A 19,410-nucleotide genomic window follows, 5' to 3' on the forward strand; every position below is an offset into this window, starting at 1 on the left:
TCGGCCGGATTGCCGTCCGTGCGGGTGTCTCCGCCTCGTTTGCCGGGAGCGCTTGCCGGGAGGGAGGGGCTCTCTGCGGTCAACCGGCGGGACGGGGCATTGCCTCCTTCGGGGGGTCCGCAGACGTGGCGGGGGAGGGAACGCGGGGCTGCACGCCCCAGTCGCGGCCGAGCGCGGGAGCGAGGTGCTCGACGTAGGAGTCGGCGAAGGAGCGCGCCGCCTCGACGGAGAGGTCGGGCCCGCAGCTCCAGCGGCGACCGGCCGCGCGCATCACGCCGCAGAAGGCCGCCACCAGCACGCGCGGGCGCGGGTCTAGGTCCGGATCGAGTCCGGTGCGCGCCGCCATCTCGGCGCTGACCCGGTCCTCCATCGCCGACTGCCGCCGCAGATGTGCGGCGAGGAGCGACGGGGTGGTCTCGACGGTGCGCCACATCATCAGGTGGAGGCGAAGGGGCAGGACGTCCTCCACCGCTTCGGCCGTCGCCGTCCATGCCGCGTCCAGCGCGTTGCGCAGGACGTCGTACGGGGCCTCGTCGAGCGGTCTCTCGACGATGCTGCCGACGAAGACCTCCTCGACGACGTCGTGAAAGTGGAAGGCCACTTCCTCCTTGCTCGCGAAGTAGCGGAAGAAGGTGCGTTGGGAGACCTCCACCCGCTCGGCGATGCGGTCGACGGTGGTGGCGTCGTACCCGTGGTCCACGAAGAGCTGGTGGGCGGCGAGGAGAAGGGCGTCCCTGGTCCGCTGCTTCTTCCGCTCTCGCAGCCCGGTCACTTCTGGACACCTCCGGTGGATCGCCCTGCACGGTGCGTCAGGCACGAGACGTTTACCGGCGGGTCAGTATGTTTGTCAATTGTCAGTGGCTGTCAGAGGGGTTGGCGGGGGCCTCGGGTCGCGTCGTGGGCGTGGGTGGGTTCCGCGTGGTGCTTCGGAGTGGGGCGGGCGCCGCGTGGGCTTCCGGTCGGCGGTAAGGCTGCCGGAGAGGGGGCAACTGGTCCTCTGCGGGCGTCAGTTCGTGGCTGACCTGCGGTTACCCGCGGTTGTGGATAACTCGGCCGCTGGACCGGGTGATGTGGGCCGGAGGCTCTTGGCGTGGCGCGGTCGGGGCGTTCATGCTTTTCATGTCCCGCTCGCAGGGCGGGAGGAGTCCCGGAGCGCGCGTCCGCCGAGCCGTCGGTGCGGCGCCTGCCGCGGGGTGTTGTCGGGGCGGCCGTTGCCGCCCGAGTGCGCCGGCGCGAAGAGCGACGCCGGCCTTTCACGGGGGAGTTGAGTGTATGCGTGCGTGCACGCTGCGTAAGAGTGGTCCGCGAGCAGTCGAGCGGGGGATGCAGGGCCGTGCTCCGGGAGTGAGGGCGCCTCGCTTCGTGTACGGCGCCGTGGTGGTGCTGGCGGTGTGGGGCGTCGGAACGGTGCCCGCGGCGGGCGCCTCGCCGGCGGGTGCGGCGCAACCGCAGCTCGGGCCGTGCGGCGCCGGAGAGTTGTGCCTCTGGCAGAAGCAGGGGTTCAAGGCGAAGAGGTGGGTCCACGAACTCAGCGACACGGATATCGAGAGCTGTGTCCCCCTGCCGAAGGGAGCCTCCGCGGCCGCGCTGGCGAACCGGACGGGGCGCCCCGTCACCGTCTACCAGAGCCGTGAGTGCGCCAGCACCGGGGAGTTCCACACCCATCCTTCAGGCACATGGACCCCGCGCGCCGCGTACGCGGTACGGGCGTTCAAGATCTGGGAGAACTGAGATGCCCACGCTCGTCGGCGAGCCGCGAAGGTGCGGCGCCGCGGCCGGAGGCCCGGCTCGGCCGGCTGCGCGCGTCCTCCGCGCGGACCGACCTCCGCCGCGGCGGGGTACGGGCGGTCCGAGCGGAGCTCGGGCACCCGCACCCTGCCGGGCCGGCCGTGGGTCAGGCGTCCCCGCCCGCCGCTCCCGGAGCGGCGGCCGTGGCGTCGAGGAGCTGGTACCGGTCGAGGGCCTGCTTCAGCGCGGAGCGATCGATCTTCCCCTCCTTCGCCAGCTCGGTGAGGACGGCGAGCACGATCGACTCGGCGTCGATGTGGAAGAAGCGCCGAGCCGCGCCCCTGGTGTCGGCGAAGCCGAAGCCGTCCGCGCCGAGGGACTGGTAAGTCCCCGGCACCCAGCGGGAGATCTGGTCAGGAACGGCGCGCATCCAGTCGGAGACGGCCACCTTCGGCCCCTCCGCACCCTGGAGCTTCCTCGTGACATAGGGCGTCCGCTGCTCCTCCTCGGGGTGGAGCAGGTTGTGCTCCTCCACCGAGACGGCCTCGCGCCGCAGCTCGTTCCAGGAGGTCGCGGACCACACGTCCGCGCGTACCCCCCACTCCTCGGCGAGGAGCTCCTGAGCCCTCACCGCCCAGGGAAGGGCCACGCCCGAAGCGAGGATGTGCGCCGGGGTGCTGCCGGATTGCCCCTCGCGGTACCGGTAGAGGCCCTTGACGATGCCGTCCACGTCGACGTTCTCGGGCTCGGCCGGCTGCTGGACGGGCTCGTTGTACACGGTGAGGTAGTAGAAGACGTCCTCGCCGTGCGGGTGCTCCTCGGTGGAGCCGTACATCCGCCGCAGACCGTCCCTGACGATGTGGGCGATCTCGAAGCCGAACGCCGGGTCGTAGGCGACGGCTCCCGGGTTGGTCGAGGCGAGCAACTGCGAGTGACCGTCTGCGTGTTGGAGTCCCTCACCCGTGAGGGTCGTGCGCCCGGCCGTCGCGCCGAGGACGAAGCCTCGCGACATCTGGTCGGCCATCTGCCAGAACTGGTCGCCCGTGCGCTGGAACCCGAACATCGAGTAGAAGACATAGATCGGGATCATCGGTTCGCCGTGTGTGGCGTGCGTGGAGCCGGCGGCGATCGTCGCCGCGATGCAGCCCGCTTCGGTGATCCCGTCGTGGATGAGCTGTCCGGTGGGGGATTCCTTGTACGCGAGGAGCAGCTCGCGGTCCACGGACTCGTAGGTCTGTCCCAACGGGTTGTAGATCTTCGCAGAGGGAAAGAAGGAGTCCATCCCGAAGGTCCGGTACTCGTCGGGGGCGATCGGCACGAAGCGCTCGCCGATCTCCTTGTCCCGCATCAGGTCCTTCAGCAGTCGCACGAACGCCATCGTCGTGGCGACCTGCTGCTGACCGGAGCCCTTGCGCACGGCGGCGTACGCCTTGTCCCCGGGCAGCGTCAGCGGCTTCGAGCGGTCGATCCTCGTCGGTACGTAACCGCCCAGCTCGCGCCGCCGGTCGTGCATGTACTGGATCTCTTCGGAGTCCCTGCCGGGGTGGTAGTAGGGCGGCAGGCCCGATTCCAACTCCGAGTCGGCGATGGGGATGTGGAGACGGTCCCGGAAGCCCTTGAGATCGTCGACGGTCAGCTTCTTCATCTGGTGAGTCGCGTTGCGGCCCTCGAAGTTGGGGCCCAGAGTCCATCCCTTGATGGTCTGCGCGAGGATCACCGTGGGCTGGCCCTTGTGCTCCTTGGCCGCCTTGTAGGCCGCATACACCTTGCGGTGGTCGTGGCCGCCGCGCCCGAGGTGGAGCAGCTGCTCGTCCGTCATGCCCTCGGCCATCTTGCGCAGCCGCTGGTCCCCGCCGAAGAAGTGGTCGCGGATGTACGCCCCGCTCTCCGTCGCGTATGTCTGGAACTGTCCGTCGGGCGTGGAGTTGAGCTTGTTGACGAGCACGCCGTCCCTGTCCTGCCCGAGCAGCGGGTCCCAGGAGCGGTCCCACACAAGCTTGATGACGTTCCATCCGGCACCGCGGAAGTACGACTCCAACTCCTGCATGATCTTGCCGTTGCCGCGCACCGGGCCGTCGAGCCGCTGGAGGTTGCAGTTGATCACGAAGGTGAGGTTGTCGAGCCCCTCGCGAGCGGGGAGCGACAGTTGCCCGAGCGACTCCGGCTCGTCCATCTCCCCGTCGCCGAGGAACGCCCACACGTGCGACTTGGAGGTGTCGGCGATCCCGCGCGCCTCGAGGTAGCGGTTGATCCGCGCCTGGTAGATGGCGCCGATCGGGCTGAGCCCCATCGAGACCGTGGGGAACTCCCAGAAGTCCGGCATCGAGCGCGGGTGGGGATAACTCGAAAGCCCGTTGGGGTACTTGCTCTTCTCCTGTCGGAAGCCGTCGAGTTGCTGCTCGGTGAGCCTGTCGAGGAGATAGGCGCGGGCGTAGATGCCGGGGGAGGCGTGCCCCTGGAAGAAGATCTGGTCGCCGCCGTCGCCCTCGTCCTTGCCGCGGAAGAAGTGGTTGAAGCCGACGTCGTAGAGAGAGGCCGAGGAGGCGAAGGTGGCAATGTGCCCGCCCACTCCGATGCCGGGGCGCTGCGCTCTGGAGACCATGACGGCCGCGTTCCACCGGGTCGCGTTGAGGATCTTGCGCTCGATCTCCTCGTTCCCGGGGAAGAAAGGCTCGTCCTTGGTGGCGATGGTGTTGACGTAGTCGGTGCTGCGCACCTCCGGTACCGCGACGCGCTTCTCCCTGGCGCGCTCGATCAGCCGGAGCATGAGATAGCGGGCCCTGTCCCGACCGCGCTCGTCGACGGCTTCGTCGAGCGAGGCGAGCCACTCCTCGGTCTCTTCGGGGTCGAAGTCGGGGACCTGGCTGGGAAGGCCGCCAATGATGATCGGGGTGCGATCTGATGCGGAAGCCACGCTGTTCCTTCGCTGCTCGTTATCGCAATGTGTGTGCCTGCCGTGCAAGGTGTCGCGCGCCTCCATCGTGGACCGCACGCGCGAATCCGTCATCTCTACCGCAAGGTAACCGCACCGCTCGTCCCCCCGCCCACGGGACGAGGACGGAAAAGCGGCAAAGCCACCTGTCTCCGCGATGCGGCACCTTACGCTCGTACCATGCGTGATCGGTCGCACTCGGGCGCCCCTCGGGGTGCGCGGTGGCGGCGAGAGCGGTGCGGCACTCGGGGCAAAACCGTCGGTTCTTCCCCGCTGCCCGGTGGTGAGAAGGCCGGAGGATCGGGCATTCTGGGATGACACGTCAACGTTTGGGCGGGACAGACCGCCGGGTACTTGCGTGATCCGGCCCGCCCGTGTGGACTACCGCCAATGCTTCGCGGGTAAGCGGAGCGCAGGCATAACCGAGAAACACGACAGGAGGCAATCCGTGAGCGCGACCGCGGACCACGCGGAGGAGCGGACCAACCCCGCCGCAAGGCTGGGTTTCCAGCCCGAGCAGGTGGTCCAGGAGATCGGCTACGACGACGACGTCGACCAGGAACTCCGCGAGGCCATTGAGGAGATCACCGGCCAGGAGCTCGTCGATGAGGATTACGGTGATGTGGCCGACGCCGTGGTGCTGTGGTTCCGCGAGTCGGATGGCGACCTGACGGACGCGCTGGTGGACGCCACGACCATGATCGATGAGGGTGCTCCCGTCTGGTTGCTCACCCCCAAGACCGGCCGTGACGGCTACGTGGAGCCGAGTGAGATCGGCGAGGCGTCCCAGACCGCCGGACTCTCCCAGACCAAGAGCTTCAACGCCGCCAAGGACTGGACCGGCAGCCGTCTGGTAACCCCGAAGGGGGCGCGCTCCGGAAAGCGCTGACCGGACTCGACCATCGTGCACTGCGCCCCCGACCGGCCCGAAGCCGGCGGGGGCGCAGTGCATAGGGTGGGGCGGACTCTGTCCCGTCCACCGAAGGGAACCCCGCCATGGCGATCGAGGTCGGCACCAAGGCTCCGGACTTCACGCTCAAGGACCAGCACGGCCAGGCCGTCCGGCTCTCCGACTACGAGGGCAAGAAGAACGTGGTCCTGCTCTTCTACCCGTTCGCGTTCACCGGCGTCTGCACGGGAGAGCTGTGCGCGCTCCGCGACGAGCTGCCCACCTTCGTCAACGACGACGTCCAGCTCCTCGCGGTCTCCAACGACTCCCCGTTCGCGCTCCGCGTCTTCAGCGAGCAGGAGGGGCTCGAGTACCCGCTGCTCTCCGACTTCTGGCCGCACGGCGAGGCATCGCGTGCCTACGGCGTCTTCGACGAGGAGAAGGGCTGCGCCGTCCGCGGCACCTTCGTGATCGACAAGACCGGGACCGTGCGGTGGAACGTCGTCAACGCGATCCCGGACGCGCGGGACCTCAACGAGTACACCAAGGCGCTCAAGGAGCTCTGAACCGGGGCGACGGCCGACGTCGGTCGGGCGGTGGCTCCTGTCGCGGCTTCGCGTCAGCAGCGGGCTCCTGCTCGGCTGCCGTCCGGCAGTGCGCCCCCGCCCGGCCCGTGCTGAGCGCTGTCGCCCGCCTGCTGTTCCGGGCGCCCGCCCGGCCGGAGGTGCGCCTGCGGGTCCGGTTTCGCCACCCGCGCTCGGGGCAGCAGGGGACGCAAGCGCGTACGCGGCACCGAGCGGCGAGGGCCGGCCGGTGCGGTGAGCGCGCTCGCCGGGTGCTGTCGGCGTGGGGGAGGGCCGGGCGGCCGGTGTGAGCGGTCCTTGTCACAGGGGTGTGGGGAGGGGAACCCCTCACTAGGATCGAGTCGTTGAGCCCGACGGCATCCGTATGACGGGAAAACGGGGCACATCGTGCTCCTTCCGAACAACCATCAGGAGGACTCGTGGGAGTCAGCCTCAACAAGGGCGGAAATGTCTCGCTGACCAAGGAGGCCCCGAACCTGACCGCGGTGATGGTCGGCCTCGGGTGGGACGCTCGCACCACCACCGGGAGCGATTTCGACCTCGACGCCAGCGCCCTGTTGACGAATGCCGAGGGAAAGGTCGGCGACGACCGGAACTTCGTCTTCTTCAACAACCTCGCCAGCCAGGACGGTTCGGTCCAGCACACCGGCGACAACCTCACCGGTGAGGGCGAGGGCGACGACGAGGTGATCAACGTCAACCTCGCCGGCGTCCCCGCCGAGGTGGAGAAGGTCGTCTTCCCGGTCTCCATCTACGACGCGGAGACCCGTCAGCAGAGCTTCGGCCAGGTGCGCAACGCGTACATCCGCGTCGTCAACCAGGCCGACGGCAACGAGCTCGCCCGGTACGACCTCACCGAGGACGCCTCGACGGAGACGGCGATGGTCTTCGGCGAGCTCTACCGCCACGGCGCCGAGTGGAAGTTCCGCGCCATCGGTCAGGGTTACGCCTCCGGGCTGCGCGGCATCGCTCAGGACTTCGGCGTCAACGTGTGAGCAGCGACGACTGACCACCGGCCCGAGCGGTCGGAATCCAGCAGCCGCCGGCGCCGCAGACTTCCGCAACCGGGAGGTGTGCGGCGTCGGGTGGTGCCGTCACACTGGCTCCATCGCCATCGGGGAGAGGAACACAGAACATGAGCGTCACGCTCGCCAAGGGGGGAAACGTCTCCCTCTCGAAGGCCGCACCCGACCTCACCCAGGTCCAGGTCGGCCTCGGCTGGAAGGCCCGTTCGACCACGGGTGCCGACTTCGACCTCGACGCCAGCGCTCTGCTCTGCAACGCGAGCGGACGCGTCGCCGGGGACGAGTACTTCGTCTTCTACAACAACCTCACCTCGCCCGAGGGCTCCGTCGAGCACACGGGAGACGAACTCGTCGGCGGCAGCGGCGGGGACGACGAGACCGTCCTCGTCGACCTCACCAAGGTGCCGGCGCACGTGGAGAAGGTGGTCTTCCCGGTATCCATCCACGACGCCGAGTCGAGGCACCAGACTTTCGGCCAGGTGACCGACGCCTACATCAGGGTGCTCAACCAGGCGGACGGCCAGGAGCTGGCTCGCTACGACCTCACGGAGGACGCCTCCTCGGAGACAGCGATGATCTTCGGCGAGCTCTACCGCAGGGACGGCGAGTGGAAGTTCCGCGCCGTCGGCCAGGGTTACGCCTCCGGGCTGCGCGGCATCGCCCTCGACTTCGGCGTGAACGTCGCCTGACGGCTGAGCTCCACGTACCTCCGTGCATCAGGTCCGAGCTTCCGAGTATCAGGTCCGAGACGGCGTATGTACCTGTGCGCCGGAGCACGCGCGGCCCTCGGAGCAACCCCGCATGCCCCCGAGGCGTCCGAACCCCCCACCATGGCAAGACCGAACCTGATACCGCACCTGATAACGAAAACGATGGGGTAGGCAGTGCTGAAAACCTTCGGCTGGTCGATCGGCGTCACCGTCGCCGGTCTCGCCTTCGCCGCATACTTCTGGGGCTGGACCGGCTTCGCCGTCGTCGCCATCCTCTCCGTCCTGGAGATCTCGCTCTCCTTCGACAACGCCGTGGTCAACGCGGGCGTGCTGAGGAAGATGAACGCCTTCTGGCAGCGCATCTTCCTCACGATCGGCATCCTGATCGCGGTCTTCGGCATGCGCCTGCTCTTCCCCGTCATCATCGTCGCGATCAGCGCCCAGGTCGGGCCGATCGAGGCGGTGCAGCTCGCGGTCGACGAGCCGGGCACGTATCAGGACCTCGTCACGGACGCGCACGCCGCGATCGCCGCGTTCGGCGGGATGTTCCTGCTGATGATCTTCCTCGACTTCATCTTCGAGGAGCGGGAGATCAAGTGGCTCGGCTGGCTGGAGCGTCCGCTCTCCAAGCTCGGCAAGATCGACTCGCTCTCGATCTGCCTCGCGCTCGTCATCCTGCTGGTGACGGCGACGACGCTCGCCACCTCCGCGCACGTCTCGACGGGCCACGCAGACAAGTCGGGGACGGTGCTGCTCTCGGGCATCGCCGGCCTCATCACCTACCTCATCGTGGGCGGCCTCTCGGGGCACTTCGAGAACAAGCTGGAGGAGGAAGAGGAGCGCGAGCAGGAGGAAGAGGAGGCCGCGAAGCGCGCGGGCAAGCAGCCGTCGGCCGTCGGCCTCGCCGGCAAGGCGGCGTTCTTCATGTTCCTCTACCTCGAAGTCCTCGACGCGTCCTTCTCGTTCGACGGGGTCATCGGCGCCTTCGCCATCACCAACCACATCTTCTGGATGGCGCTCGGCCTCGGCATCGGCGCGATGTACGTCCGCTCGCTCACCGTCTACCTCGTCCGGCAGGGCACCCTCGACGACTACGTGTACCTGGAGCACGGCGCGCACTACGCGATCGGCGCCCTCGCCATGATCCTCCTGGTGACGGTGAAGTACGAGATCCACGAGGTGATCACGGGCCTCGTCGGCGTCGCGCTCATCGCCTTCTCCTTCTGGTCGTCGATCCGCCGCAACAGGCGGCTGGAGGCCGAGGGCGGAGGAGACCCGGAGGAAGGGGACGACGGGCACGTCGAGTCGGGGACAGCAACTCGGGTGTGACGCGGCCCGGTTTGAGGAACGCTCCTTGCGGGGCGGCCGGAGCCGGCGGTTTCGTGCCGCCCCGCAGCGTCGAGTGGAACAGCGGCCGGAGTGGGGGTGTGCGATGGTCTCCCTGTGGGAGCACTGGCGGCGCGGTATGGGCAGGGGCGCAGGGGGGCAGTCCTTCGACTCGATGGGGCCCTTCTCGGGCCATGCCGTCGAGCTCACCAAGCGCCACTCCGAGGTCTCGTTGACGAAGCAGGGCGCCGACACCGGCGGCATGCGCGTCAACCTCTCCTGGCGGATGCGGAGTTCGGACGTCGGCGGCGGCAGGACCCGCCCCCGCGGCTCCCTCAGGCACCCGCTGCGCAGCCTCAAGCCCGAGGTGGTGCAGGCCCACACCCAGGGTGTGGTCAACGTCGACCTCGACCTCGCCTGCCTGTACGAGATGAAGGACGGCTCCAAGGGTGTCGTGCAGCCGCTCGGCGGCTTCTTCGGCGACCTCAGCAGTCCGCCGTACGTGAAGCTCAGCGGCGACGACCGCTTCGGTTCCCCCTCGGGCGAGACGGTCTACGTCAACCTCGACAACAAGGAAGAGATATCCCGGCTGCTCTTCTTCGTCTACATCTACGACGGCACCCCGGCGTTCGACCGTACGCACGCGGTCCTCACGCTGTATCCCAGCAGCGGCCCCCGGATCCAGGTGAGCCTCGACGAGCGCGCACCGCAGGCCCGTTCGTGCGCCGTACTGCTCCTCCAGAACGAGAAGGACGAACTCACGGTCCGCCGTGAGGTGCGCTACGTCTACGGATTCCAGTCGGAGCTGGACCGCCTCTACGGCTGGGGGCTCCAGTGGGGCCGCGGGTACAAGACGCACAAGGTGTGACGCCGAACCGGCGGTGGGCGGGGCCCCGCCCGCCTACCGCTGGAGGAACTGCGGCCCCTGCGGCGGCAGCGCGAAGCTCGGGTCGGGCTGCGGATAGCCGTACGTCGGCTGCGGGTAGCCGTACGCGGGCTGCGTGGTGGGCGGCTGCTGCGGCGGCTGCGGGTAGCCGTAACCGGCCTGCGGCGGCGCAGGGGGGACGGTCGACGGGGGCGGATTTCCGGGCAGGGGCTGCGGGGGCGCCTGGACGCCGGGTACGTGCGCCGCGGCCGCGGGGACCGAGGGCTCCGTCGGGTGGTGCGGAGCGAGCGGGTGCGGTGCGCCGCCCGGTGCGCCGGGGAAGCGGGGCGCCTCGGGGTGTGCGTTCGCCGGGACTTGGGTGCGGAACGGGGTGTGCGGCACCGTGGCGTCGGCGTCGTACCCGGTGTCTTCCGCCGGTTGCTCCGGCTCGCTCTGCTGCTCCGCCGGGGCGGGGGGTTCGGTGGGCGGGGCCTGCTCGTCGGAAGCGGGCAGTGCGTCCTCCTCGGGCACGCCTTCGTCCACAGCGATACCGAAGGTCGTGGCGAGCCCGACGAGCCCGGTGTCGTAACCCTGGCCCAGCGCGCGGAACTTCCAGCCCTCGTCCTTGCGGTAGAGCTCGCCGCAGAGCATCGCCGTCTCTTCGCCCGTCTCCGGCTCGACGTCGAAGTGGAGGAGTTCCTCCGCCTCTTCGCCCGCGGTGTCGTAGAGGTGCAGGCGCAGCGGCCCGACGTCGGCGAAGGTGCCGCCGTCGGCCGAGGCGGCGAGGAGGACGCGCTCCACGCCCTCGTCGAGCGAGGTGAGGTCGGCCTCGACGGTGTCCCGCAGGCTCTCCGCCTCGCGGGACTTCGCGAGATGGCGGACGAGCCCCGAGGGGTGCCGGGGCTGGTTGTAGAAGACGAAGTCGTCGTCGGAGCGGACGCGTCCGTCCTCGGCGAGCAGGAGAGCGGATGCGTCGATGTCCGGTACGCCGGCGCCCGGGGACCAGCGGAGCACGGCACGCACGGTGCTCGCTTCCAGGGGCGCGTTGGAGCCCTTCGTCATGGCGTGCGTCATGGGTTCATCCTGCCTGTGCGCGGCGTCCCGGGACAACGTGGGGCGGGGTCGAGTGACGCGGCTCCCCACCCCTTGGGGAACTCTTGACCTGTCCCCGTACGTACGATGAACGACCCCGGCCATATCCGGCCCGCCGGAACGAACGGCACCGCCCCCATCTCGTCCGGAAACGTCCGCAACGCGGCGGCCGGCCGGACGCGCGGCAGCGGTGAGTGCGACGTGAGTAAGGACATCCATGCGGCATTTCAGGCACCTGGCGCCTGAGGTCCGACGCGGCCTCTTCCACCGCGAACCGGACGAGTTCACCGCCGAATCACCGGCCCGCACCCTCGCCGCCGCCCTCGGCGCGACTCTCTACAGCCCCGCCAACCGCCCCGGCCTCGCAGCCGACGTGGTGCAGCAGGCGCGGAGCGGCGTCGTGTCGATGGTCCTCTGCCTGGAGGACGCCGTCCCCGACGGCGAGGTCTCCGAGGCCGAGGCCAACCTGGTGCGGCAGTTGGACGAGCTCGCCCTCGCCGAGGACGACGGAGCCGAACTCCCGCTGCTCTTCGTACGGGTACGCACCCCCGAGCAGATACCCGACCTCGCCAAGCGCCTCGGGCCCGCGGTCGGCCTCCTCTCCGGCTTCGTCGTGCCGAAGTTCACCGAGGAGAGCGGAGCGCCCTTCCTCGACGCGCTGAAGCAGGCCGAACGCGACTGCGGGCACCGCCTCTTCGCGATGCCGGTGCTCGAATCCCCCGAGCTGCTCCACCTGGAGACGCGCACCGCGACCCTCGCCGGCATCGCCCGCTGCGTCCGCGCGCACCGCGACCGCGTCCTGGCGCTGCGCCTCGGCGTCACCGACTTCTGCTCCGCGTACGGGCTGCGCCGCACCCCCGAGATGACGGCGTACGACGTGCAGTTGGTGGCCTCCGTCATCGGCGACGTCGTCAACTTCTTCGCACGCGCCGACGGTTCGGGTTTCACGGTGACAGGACCCGTCTGGGAGTACTTCAGGCTCCAGGAGCGGATGTTCAAGCCGCAGCTCCGCCGCTCCCCCTTCACCAGCGGCCGCGCGGACGAGCTGCGCACGTCGCTCATCGCGCACGACATGGACGGCCTCCTGCGCGAGATCGAACTCGACCGCGCCAACGGGCTGCTGGGCAAGACCTGCATCCACCCGTCGCACGTGGCCCCCGTCCACGCCCTCTCCGTCGTCAGCCACGAGGAGTACACGGACGCGACGGATATCCTGCGCCCGGAGCGGACGGGCGGCGGAGTGCTGCGCTCCGCGTACACCAACAAGATGAACGAAGTGAAGCCGCACCGCGCCTGGGCCGAACGCACGCTGCTGCGCAGCGAGGTCTTCGGGGTCGCCAGGGAGGGCGTCGGCTTCGTCGAGCTGCTGGCGGCGGGGATCAGGTGAACGGCGAGTACGGAACGGTGGTACAGGCGGCCGAGCGGGACGGCGGGCCGGCGCCCGCGCGCGGCGCGTGGAGCGGCGAGTGGGTCGAGCGCGAACTCGGCGTCCGGCTCGGCGGGGAGGGCCTGCGCGAACTCGTCGGACTCGCGCTGCGACACAACCCGAAGCGCGCCCACCTGCTCGTCTCGCGGGTGCTCGGCAAGCACGTACCGCAGCGCCCCTCGGTCGTCCTCGGCGCGGGGCGCACCCTGGGGCGGCGCGTACGCGCCCTGCTCGGCGAGGCCGCAGAACGCGCCACCGTCCTCGGGTACGCGGAGACGGCGACGGGCCTCGGCCACGCCGTCGCCGACGGACTCGGCGCCGCCTACCTCCACTCCACCCGCCGACGGGTGCCGGGGGTCGCGCCGTTCGGCGGTTTCGAGGAGGAGCACAGCCACGCCACCGGGCACCTGCTGCTCCCCGAGGACCCGTCGCTGCTCCTCGCGGAAGGACCGCTCGTCCTCGTCGACGACGAGTTCTCCACGGGGCGCACCGCCCGCAACACCCTCGCCGCGCTCCACCGCCGGCAGCCGCGGGAGCGGTACGTGCTCGTCTCGCTCGTGGACGTCCGCACCGCCGAAGACCAGGCGGCCCTCGGGGAGTTCGCCGCCTCCCTCGGCACCCGCGTCGACGTCGTCTCGCTCGCGGCGGGACGGGTCACGCTCCCCGCGGACGTGCTGGAGCGGGGCGAACGGCTCGTCGCCGCGCACGCGCCGCCTCCGGCGGACCCCTGCCCCGAGCCGGAGTTCAGCCGCGTCGACCTCGGTTGGCCCGCCGGGCTCGCGGAGGGTGCGCGGCACGGAGTCGGCCGCGAGTACGCGTCCCGCCTCGACGCCGCGCTGCCGGGCGTCGCTGCCCGCCTCGCCGACCGGCTCGCGCCTGCGCGCCCCGCGCGCGTACTCGTCCTCGGCACCGAGGAGTTGATGTACGTACCGCTGCGGATCGCGCACGCACTCGAAGAACGCCTGGGCGAGTCCGTCGAGGTCCGCTTCTCCACCACCACGCGCTCGCCGGCGCTGCCCGTGGACGACGACGGGTACGCGATCCGCACCGCGCTCACCTTCACCCCGCACGATCTGCCGCCCGGTGAACCGGAATCGGAGACCAGGTACGCGTACAACGTCGCGGGCGGCGGCTTCGACGCCGTGGTCGCCCTCGTCGACGACGTCGGCGACACCGAGGCGCTCCGCGCCCCCGGCGGCCTGCTCGCGCAGCTCGCGCCGCACACGGGGCGCCTCCTCCTCGGCGTCCTGCCGACGCACGTCCCGTCCGACGCGCCCGCCGGTCGGCCGCTGCACGGGCCCCAGTTCTCGTCCTACCGGGCCGAGGACGTCGGCTGGCTCCTGCGGGACCTCTCCGACGTCGAGTTGGAGGCGCCGACCGAGGAGCGGGAGGAGGCGATACAGAGCGGCGGGGCGCACTACGCGGAGTCCCTGCCCGTCGAGTACCAGCCGAGCCCCCGCTACCGGCAGCTCTTCCACAGCGCCCTCGACCACTCGGCCTCCCGCCTCGCGCGCGCGGTGGGCGCGGTCACGGAGACCGTCCTCGCCGAGCGCGGTCCGAGCCCCGTCCTCGTCTCGCTCGCCAGGGCCGGCACACCCGTCGGCGTGCTGATGCGGCGCTGGGCGCTGCGGATGCACGGGGTGGCGCTGTCGCACTACGCGGTCTCGATCGTCAGGGGACGCGGTATCGACGAGGCGGCGCTGCGCTTCCTCGCCGCCCACCACGACCCTGGCGACGTCGTCTTCGTCGACGGCTGGACGGGCAAGGGCGCCATCACGAGGGAGCTCGCCGACGCGGTGGCGGCACACCCCGGCTTCGACCCCTCCCTCGCCGTCCTCGCCGACCCGGGTTCCTGCGTGCGCACCTACGGCACCCGCGAGGACTTCCTGATCCCCTCGGCATGCCTCAACTCCACGGTCTCCGGGCTGATATCGCGCACCGTCCTGCGGGACGACCTCGTCGGCCCCGGTGACTTCCACGGTGCGAAGTTCTACCGCGAACTCGCCGCCGACGACGTCTCGCAGCTCTTCCTCGACCGGGTGGAGGGGCATTTCCCCGAGGTCGGCGAAGACGCAGCGGCCGACTCGGCGGCGCTGCGCGCGACCGACCGCACGCCCACCTGGGAGGGTTGGCGAGCCGTCGACCGGATCAGCGAGGAGTACGGCATCCGCGACGTCAACCTCGTCAAGCCGGGCGTCGGCGAGACGACCCGGGTGCTGCTGCGCCGTGTGCCGTGGCGGGTGCTCGCGCGGCGCGGTGTCGGCGCCGACCTCGACCACGTCCGGCTCCTCGCGGAGCAGCGGGGCGTGCCCGTTGAGGAGGTCGACGGGTTGCCGTACGCCGCCGTCGGCCTCGTCCACCCGCGGTACACGCGGGGTGCCACGGGTGCCGACGGCAGGGCCGCCGACTCCGGCGCGCCCGCCGCGAGTCGGGACGGCGCCCCGTGACCGACGCGCTCTTCGCCTCCGACCTCGACCGCACCCTGATCTACTCGGCGGGCGCCCTCGCCCTCGACTGCCCCGACGCGGAGGCCCCCCGGCTGCTCGGTGTCGAGACGTACCGGGGTGCACCGCTCTCCTACGTCACCGAGGCGGCGGCCGGGCACCTCGCCTCGCTCGCCGCGTCGGGCGGCTTCGTCCCCGTCACCACGCGTACCAGGGAACAGTTCGCCCGCGTCCGGCTGCCGGGCCCCGCGCCGCGGTACGCGGTCTGCGCCAACGGCGGGCACCTCCTCGTCGACGGGGAGAGCGACCCGGTGTGGCACGCCGCCGTCCGCGGGCGGCTCGGCGACTGCGCGCCGCTCGCCGAGGTGCGGTCCCGGATGCTCCGCGACGCCGGGCCCGACTGGCTCCTCAAGGAGCGCACGGCGGAGGACCTCTTCGCCTACCTCGTCGTGGACAGGGCGCGCCTGCCTGCCGGTTGGCTCGACGCGTTCGCCGGCTGGGCCGGGCCGCGGGGCTGGGGCGTCTCGATGCAGGGGCGCAAGGTCTACGCCGTCCCGTCCGTCCTCACCAAGGAGGCGGCCGTCGCCGAGGTCGTCCGCCGCAGTGGAGCAACCCTGCTCCACGCCGCGGGGGACTCCCTCCTCGACGCCGGGATGCTCGCCGCCGCCGACACCGGCTGGCGTCCGGGGCACGGCGAACTCGCCGACACCGGCTGGCGTTTGCCGCACATCGAGGCCCTCCCCGAGCGCGGCGTCCGCGCCGGCGAGCGGATCGCGGCGGCAGCGCACGAGGCGCTGCGGGGAGGGGGCGGGGCGCGGATGTCAGCCGGCGCGGCCTCCCCTCTTCCCGCCGGAGGAGAGGCCGCGCCGGGCTCTACGCCTTGGTGACGACGTCCCTCCGCCGGAAGGCGGCCGGCGCCGCGGCCGTGCAGACCGCGGCGAGGGCGGTCAGGACGGCGAGCGAGGCGACGCTGAGCGTCTCCGCCGGGTACTCGCCGACGTGTGCGAACGGGGAGACGGACTGGGCGACTTCGGGCAGGTCGAGGAGCGGGCCGAAGAAGCCTGCGAAGAGCCCGTACGCCAACACCGCCCAGACCAGGGGGACGGCTCCGGGCGCAGCGCCGTAGAGGAGGGCGGCGAGGGCGAGTACCAGCCACACGGCGGGTGCGTGCGCGACGTGGCCGAGCACCGTTTCGCCGAGCAGGCCGGCGTCCCCCGTGCTCGCCGCGGCGCCGATGCCGTCGCCGAGTCCGGCGAGGAGAAGCAGCCAGAGCGAGGAGAGGCCGACGACGGTCAAGTGGCCGCCCAGCAGGGCTCGGCGGCTGACGGCCGTGGCGAGGACGGGTTCGGTGCGGCCCTCGGTCTCCTCGCTGCGAAGTGACTGGACAGCGAGGACCGCGTGGGTCCCGGCGACGAACGCCCACATCAGCCCCATGGTTCCGAGGTAGCCGTTGAGGAGGTTGTCGGCACCTCCCAGCACCGTCACCACCTGCCCCGGAGCGTCCTCCAGCCCGTCGAGCAGGGGCTGGGTGAACGATCCGTACGCGACCGCGCCGAGGAGCACGGCCGCGCTCCATCCGACGAGACCCGGTCCGTGCAGGCGAAAGGCGAGCGCGAGCGGCGAGTTGAGCCACGGGGCGGCCCGGGGAGCGCCGTGGCGCGGTGGGATCAGGCCGGCGCCGAGGTCGCGGCGTATCGACGTGGCGTAGCCGAGCGCGGCCGTCGCCGCGGCGAAGGCGAGCGAGAGCAGCAGTGGCCACCAGCGGTCCAGCGTGTAGGGCGCCGTCTGCTGGGACCAGCCGATCGGTGAGAGCCACGAGAGCCAGGAAGGGCCGCTCTGCTGCACGTGGGCCATGTCCCCCAGGGCCCGCAGCGCGAACGCGGCGCCGAGCACGGCGCCCGCCGTCCCCGCGGCGGCCCGCGGTTGGGCGGACATCTGGGCGGTGGCCGCGGCGGTGCCGGCGAACGCGAGGGCACAGGCACCGACGCCCGCGCCGAACAGGAGGGAGCCGGCGCCGTCGTAGCCCCCTCCGACCATGACGGCGGTGATCAGCACGGTGGTCACGGCCGCCATCAGCGTCGTCAGGAGCAGCGCCGCGGTGAGCTGTGCGTGGCGGCCGACCACGTTGGCGCGGATCAGCTCGGTCCGCCCCGCCCGCTCCTCGGCCCGGGTGTGCCGGACCACCGTCAGCAGACCCATGAGCCCCGCCCCCGTGAGGAGGTACAGGCCGTACTCGCCGACGAGGAACCGCTCGACCGTCAACGCGTCGAACCCGAACCCGGGGCCGCCGAACATGGCACCGGCGGGGGTCCTCGCGAAACCGGCGAAGGATTCCAGGTCCTCCTCGGTCTCCGCGAGGGTGCCCATCGCGGAGGAGAAGTAGGCCATCAGCAGGGTCAGCCCCAGCGTCCAGCCGAAGAAGCGGACGCGGTCCCGCCGCAGCATGAAGACGAGGAGCTTGCCCGTGCCGGTCAAGCCTCCCGGCGCGAGCCCGTCGCGTGCCGGGAGGGCGGCGGCCGTCATGCGGTCCTCCCGCCGTCCGCGCGGGAGGAGGTGCCGTCGCCGTAGTGGCGGAGCAGCAGTTGTTCGAGCGTCGGCGGATGGGCGCTGAGGGCGTGCACGTCGTGTTCGCCGAGATACCGCACGACGGGGGCGAGTCGGTCGCCGTCGACCTCGAAGCGGAGGCGGCCGTTCTCGGTCCGCAGGTCGTGGACGCCGGGGAGGTCGGCGAGGGCGTCGGCCGGCCGCCCGGTGGCGGCCTCGACGGAGGTGCGGGTGAGGTGGCGCAGTTCGTCGAGCGAGCCGGACTCCACGATCCGTCCCTGGCGGACGATCGAGATGCGGTCGGCGAGGACCTCCACCTGCGCGAGGACGTGGCTGGACAGCAGTACCGTGCGACCGGCCTCCCTGGCTTCCCTGATGCACTCCTGGAACGCCGCCTCCATGAGCGGGTCCAGCCCCGCCGTCGGCTCGTCGAGCAGCAGCAGTTCGACGTCGCTGGCGAGGGCCGCGACCAGGGCGACCTTCTGCCGGTTGCCCTTGGAGTACGTGCGTCCCTTCTTGCCCGGGTCGAGGTCGAAGCGTGCGCACAACTCGTCGCGGCGGACGGGGTCGGCGCCGCCGCGCAGCCGCGACAGCAGGTCGATCGCTGCGCCGCCGGTCAGGTTCGGCCACAGCTCCACGTCACCGGGGACGTAGGCGAGGCGGCGGTGGAGAGGGACGGCGTCGTTCCACGGATCGTGGCCGAGCACGCGCGCGGTGCCGCTGTCGGCGCGCAGCAGTCCGAGCAGGACGCGGATCGTGGTGGACTTTCCGGCGCCGTTCGGGCCGAGGAAGCCGTGCACCTCGCCCGGTGCCACGGCCAGTTCGAGGCCGTCGAGCGCCCGGACCGGGCCGAAGGATTTGGTGACGTCGTGCATCTCGATGGCAGGAGTCATGTGGGTACCCCGTCTGTCGTCGTTTGCCGCCGTTTGTTGTCTTTCGTCGTCGGTCCGTGACGGAGGCGTGCGGGGGCGCCGGCGCGGGTCATGCGGAAGCGCCGTCCGACGGTGGGTCGGGGACGTGCAGGGGGTGGTCGTCGAGCATCGATCGGTCGACGAAAAGCCCCTGGCAGAACAGCTCCACGGCGGGGAAGGTGATGGTCCGCACGTACTCGCGCAGGGAGGCCGTGAAACGGGCGTCGTCCCCGTTGTCCGGGTGGAGGGTGAACCAGACCAGCAGACTGCCGAGCCCCTGGTAGGCGAGGAACCTCGTGCGCGCGGCCGGAGCCCGACTGCTGCGGATGACGCCCGCCGCCTCGCCCGCGGCGAGGTACGCCGCGGCGTCACCGATCATGTGCTCGGCGGTCGTTGCCGCCAGCTCTCCGCCCGCTTGGACGCTGCGCAGCAGGTAGCGGACGATCGGCGCGAACTCCTCGATGCCAGCCGTCCGCGCGAGCAGCGAGCCGGTGTCGGTGTCGGTGAGGGCTTCTTCCTTCGCCGTCCGCAGCAGCGCCAGTACATGGGCGTCGCACGCCCTGCGCAGGCCCTCCTTGGAGCCGAAGTGGTGGACGATCAGCCCCGCCGTCACTCCGGCGTCGTCCGCGATCGTCCGCAGGCCCGCTCCGAACCCGTCCCGCCCGAACCGCACGACCGCGGCGTCGCGGATCTGCGCGGACGCGCCGCCGGGGTCAACTGCGCCTGGTGCGCCTCCTGTTCGCATGCGAGCAGGCTAAACAGGCGTTCAATGCGAAGGCAACGGAGAGTCGTCACGGGGTCCGCTAAGAAGACGTCAACGGTCGTCGTGCCGTCTCAGCACTCCGCCGTGGCTCGTCCGGGCGGAGGACCGTCAGAAGAGTTGCCTGCAACTGGGTTGTGCGGCCGGAGCGTTGGCGGGGACGGCTGTCCTCAA

Annotated in this window: 16 protein-coding genes; 10 read left to right on the forward strand and 6 right to left on the reverse strand. The window is 71.1% G+C overall.

Going from position 1 to position 19,410, the window contains the following annotated elements; genetic code table 11:
* Window positions 1-79: 79 nt before the first annotated feature.
* Entirely contained in the window at window positions 80-772 is a 693-nt protein-coding gene (locus UWG_RS0107840) for a TetR family transcriptional regulator (protein WP_016906650.1), read from the reverse strand.
* Between the two features lie 551 nt (window positions 773-1,323).
* On the opposite strand from UWG_RS0107840, the gene UWG_RS0107845 reads away from it, so the two are divergent.
* A complete protein-coding gene (locus tag UWG_RS0107845; RefSeq protein WP_050988530.1) occupies window positions 1,324-1,731 on the forward strand; it encodes a peptidase inhibitor family I36 protein in 408 nt (135 codons plus the stop codon).
* A 163-nt stretch (window positions 1,732-1,894) separates the two neighbouring features.
* Here the strand turns inward: UWG_RS0107845 and aceE are convergent, their stop codons facing one another.
* Window positions 1,895-4,642, reverse strand: coding sequence for a pyruvate dehydrogenase (acetyl-transferring), homodimeric type (gene aceE, locus UWG_RS0107850; protein WP_016906652.1), 2,748 nt, complete (start codon window positions 4,640-4,642; stop codon window positions 1,895-1,897).
* A 466-nt stretch (window positions 4,643-5,108) separates the two neighbouring features.
* Between aceE and UWG_RS0107855 the strand changes: the two genes are divergently transcribed.
* The 6 genes from UWG_RS0107855 to UWG_RS0107880 all read left to right on the forward strand — a co-directional run bounded on the left by UWG_RS0107855 (window position 5,109) and on the right by UWG_RS0107880 (window position 10,062).
* The gene (locus tag UWG_RS0107855) at window positions 5,109-5,549 is read left to right on the forward strand and encodes a DUF3052 domain-containing protein (RefSeq protein ID WP_016906653.1); all 441 of its coding nucleotides are present in this window, start codon (window positions 5,109-5,111) and stop codon (window positions 5,547-5,549) included.
* Between the two features lie 107 nt (window positions 5,550-5,656).
* Complete coding sequence (locus tag UWG_RS0107860; RefSeq protein WP_016906654.1) at window positions 5,657-6,115, forward strand: peroxiredoxin; 459 nt, start codon at window positions 5,657-5,659, stop codon at window positions 6,113-6,115.
* A gap of 437 nt (window positions 6,116-6,552) precedes the next feature.
* Window positions 6,553-7,128, forward strand: coding sequence for a TerD family protein (locus UWG_RS0107865; protein WP_016906655.1), 576 nt, complete (start codon window positions 6,553-6,555; stop codon window positions 7,126-7,128).
* Window positions 7,129-7,268: 140 nt separating this feature from the next.
* Complete coding sequence (locus UWG_RS0107870) at window positions 7,269-7,847, forward strand: TerD family protein (protein ID WP_016906656.1); 579 nt, start codon at window positions 7,269-7,271, stop codon at window positions 7,845-7,847.
* 195 nt (window positions 7,848-8,042) lie between these two features.
* On the forward strand, window positions 8,043-9,197 hold the full coding sequence (locus tag UWG_RS0107875; RefSeq protein WP_016906657.1) for a DUF475 domain-containing protein: 1,155 nt from the start codon (window positions 8,043-8,045) through the stop codon (window positions 9,195-9,197).
* Between the two features lie 103 nt (window positions 9,198-9,300).
* Window positions 9,301-10,062: a TerD family protein gene (locus UWG_RS0107880; RefSeq protein ID WP_016906658.1), complete on the forward strand. Its 762-nt coding sequence runs from the start codon at window positions 9,301-9,303 to the stop codon at window positions 10,060-10,062.
* A 33-nt stretch (window positions 10,063-10,095) separates the two neighbouring features.
* On the opposite strand, the gene UWG_RS0107885 is transcribed toward UWG_RS0107880, so the two are convergent.
* Window positions 10,096-11,133 (reverse strand): TerD family protein, encoded by a 1,038-nt coding sequence (locus UWG_RS0107885; protein ID WP_016906659.1) that lies wholly within the window; start codon window positions 11,131-11,133, stop codon window positions 10,096-10,098.
* Between the two features lie 235 nt (window positions 11,134-11,368).
* On the opposite strand from UWG_RS0107885, the gene UWG_RS0107890 reads away from it, so the two are divergent.
* The 3 genes from UWG_RS0107890 to UWG_RS29670 are packed head-to-tail and all read left to right on the forward strand — an operon-like array spanning window position 11,369 to window position 15,908.
* The gene (locus tag UWG_RS0107890) at window positions 11,369-12,538 is read left to right on the forward strand and encodes an HpcH/HpaI aldolase/citrate lyase family protein (RefSeq protein WP_016906660.1); all 1,170 of its coding nucleotides are present in this window, start codon (window positions 11,369-11,371) and stop codon (window positions 12,536-12,538) included.
* Window positions 12,535-15,024: a phosphoribosyltransferase gene (locus tag UWG_RS0107895; RefSeq protein ID WP_016906661.1), complete on the forward strand. Its 2,490-nt coding sequence runs from the start codon at window positions 12,535-12,537 to the stop codon at window positions 15,022-15,024. The genes UWG_RS0107890 and UWG_RS0107895 overlap by 4 nt, the downstream gene beginning before the upstream one ends.
* A complete protein-coding gene (locus UWG_RS29670) occupies window positions 15,021-15,908 on the forward strand; it encodes an HAD family hydrolase (RefSeq protein WP_016906662.1) in 888 nt (295 codons plus the stop codon). Before UWG_RS0107895 ends, UWG_RS29670 begins: the two co-directional genes overlap by 4 nt.
* Here the strand turns inward: UWG_RS29670 and UWG_RS0107905 are convergent.
* The 3 genes from UWG_RS0107905 to UWG_RS0107915 all read right to left on the reverse strand — a co-directional run bounded on the left by UWG_RS0107905 (window position 15,895) and on the right by UWG_RS0107915 (window position 19,221).
* The gene (locus UWG_RS0107905; protein ID WP_016906663.1) at window positions 15,895-17,544 is read right to left on the reverse strand and encodes an ABC transporter permease; all 1,650 of its coding nucleotides are present in this window, start codon (window positions 17,542-17,544) and stop codon (window positions 15,895-15,897) included. The genes UWG_RS29670 and UWG_RS0107905 overlap by 14 nt on opposite strands.
* Window positions 17,541-18,458: an ABC transporter ATP-binding protein gene (locus UWG_RS0107910; RefSeq protein WP_016906664.1), complete on the reverse strand. Its 918-nt coding sequence runs from the start codon at window positions 18,456-18,458 to the stop codon at window positions 17,541-17,543. The genes UWG_RS0107905 and UWG_RS0107910 overlap by 4 nt, the downstream gene beginning before the upstream one ends.
* An 88-nt stretch (window positions 18,459-18,546) precedes the next feature.
* The gene (locus tag UWG_RS0107915) at window positions 18,547-19,221 is read right to left on the reverse strand and encodes a TetR/AcrR family transcriptional regulator (RefSeq protein ID WP_050988531.1); all 675 of its coding nucleotides are present in this window, start codon (window positions 19,219-19,221) and stop codon (window positions 18,547-18,549) included.
* Window positions 19,222-19,410: the final 189 nt, after the last annotated feature.

The organism is Streptomyces xiaopingdaonensis, from assembly GCF_000262345.1.
Classification (GTDB): Bacteria; Actinomycetota; Actinomycetes; order Streptomycetales; family Streptomycetaceae; genus Streptomyces; species Streptomyces xiaopingdaonensis.

Bases quoted from the DNA above. Each gene is read 5' to 3' on its own strand.
- UWG_RS0107845 (WP_050988530.1), top strand. From the start codon at position 1,324: ATGCAGGGCCGTGCTCCGGGAGTGAGGGCGCCTCGCTTCGTGTACGGC.
- UWG_RS0107860 (WP_016906654.1), top strand. From the start codon at position 5,657: ATGGCGATCGAGGTCGGCACCAAGGCTCCGGACTTCACGCTCAAGGAC.
- UWG_RS0107870 (WP_016906656.1), top strand. From the start codon at position 7,269: ATGAGCGTCACGCTCGCCAAGGGGGGAAACGTCTCCCTCTCGAAGGCC.
- UWG_RS0107880 (WP_016906658.1), top strand. From the start codon at position 9,301: ATGGTCTCCCTGTGGGAGCACTGGCGGCGCGGTATGGGCAGGGGCGCA.
- UWG_RS0107885 (WP_016906659.1), bottom strand. From the start codon at position 11,133: ATGACGCACGCCATGACGAAGGGCTCCAACGCGCCCCTGGAAGCGAGC.
- UWG_RS0107890 (WP_016906660.1), top strand. From the start codon at position 11,369: ATGCGGCATTTCAGGCACCTGGCGCCTGAGGTCCGACGCGGCCTCTTC.
- UWG_RS0107905 (WP_016906663.1), bottom strand. From the start codon at position 17,544: ATGACGGCCGCCGCCCTCCCGGCACGCGACGGGCTCGCGCCGGGAGGC.
- UWG_RS0107910 (WP_016906664.1), bottom strand. From the start codon at position 18,458: ATGACTCCTGCCATCGAGATGCACGACGTCACCAAATCCTTCGGCCCG.
- UWG_RS0107915 (WP_050988531.1), bottom strand. From the start codon at position 19,221: ATGCGAACAGGAGGCGCACCAGGCGCAGTTGACCCCGGCGGCGCGTCC.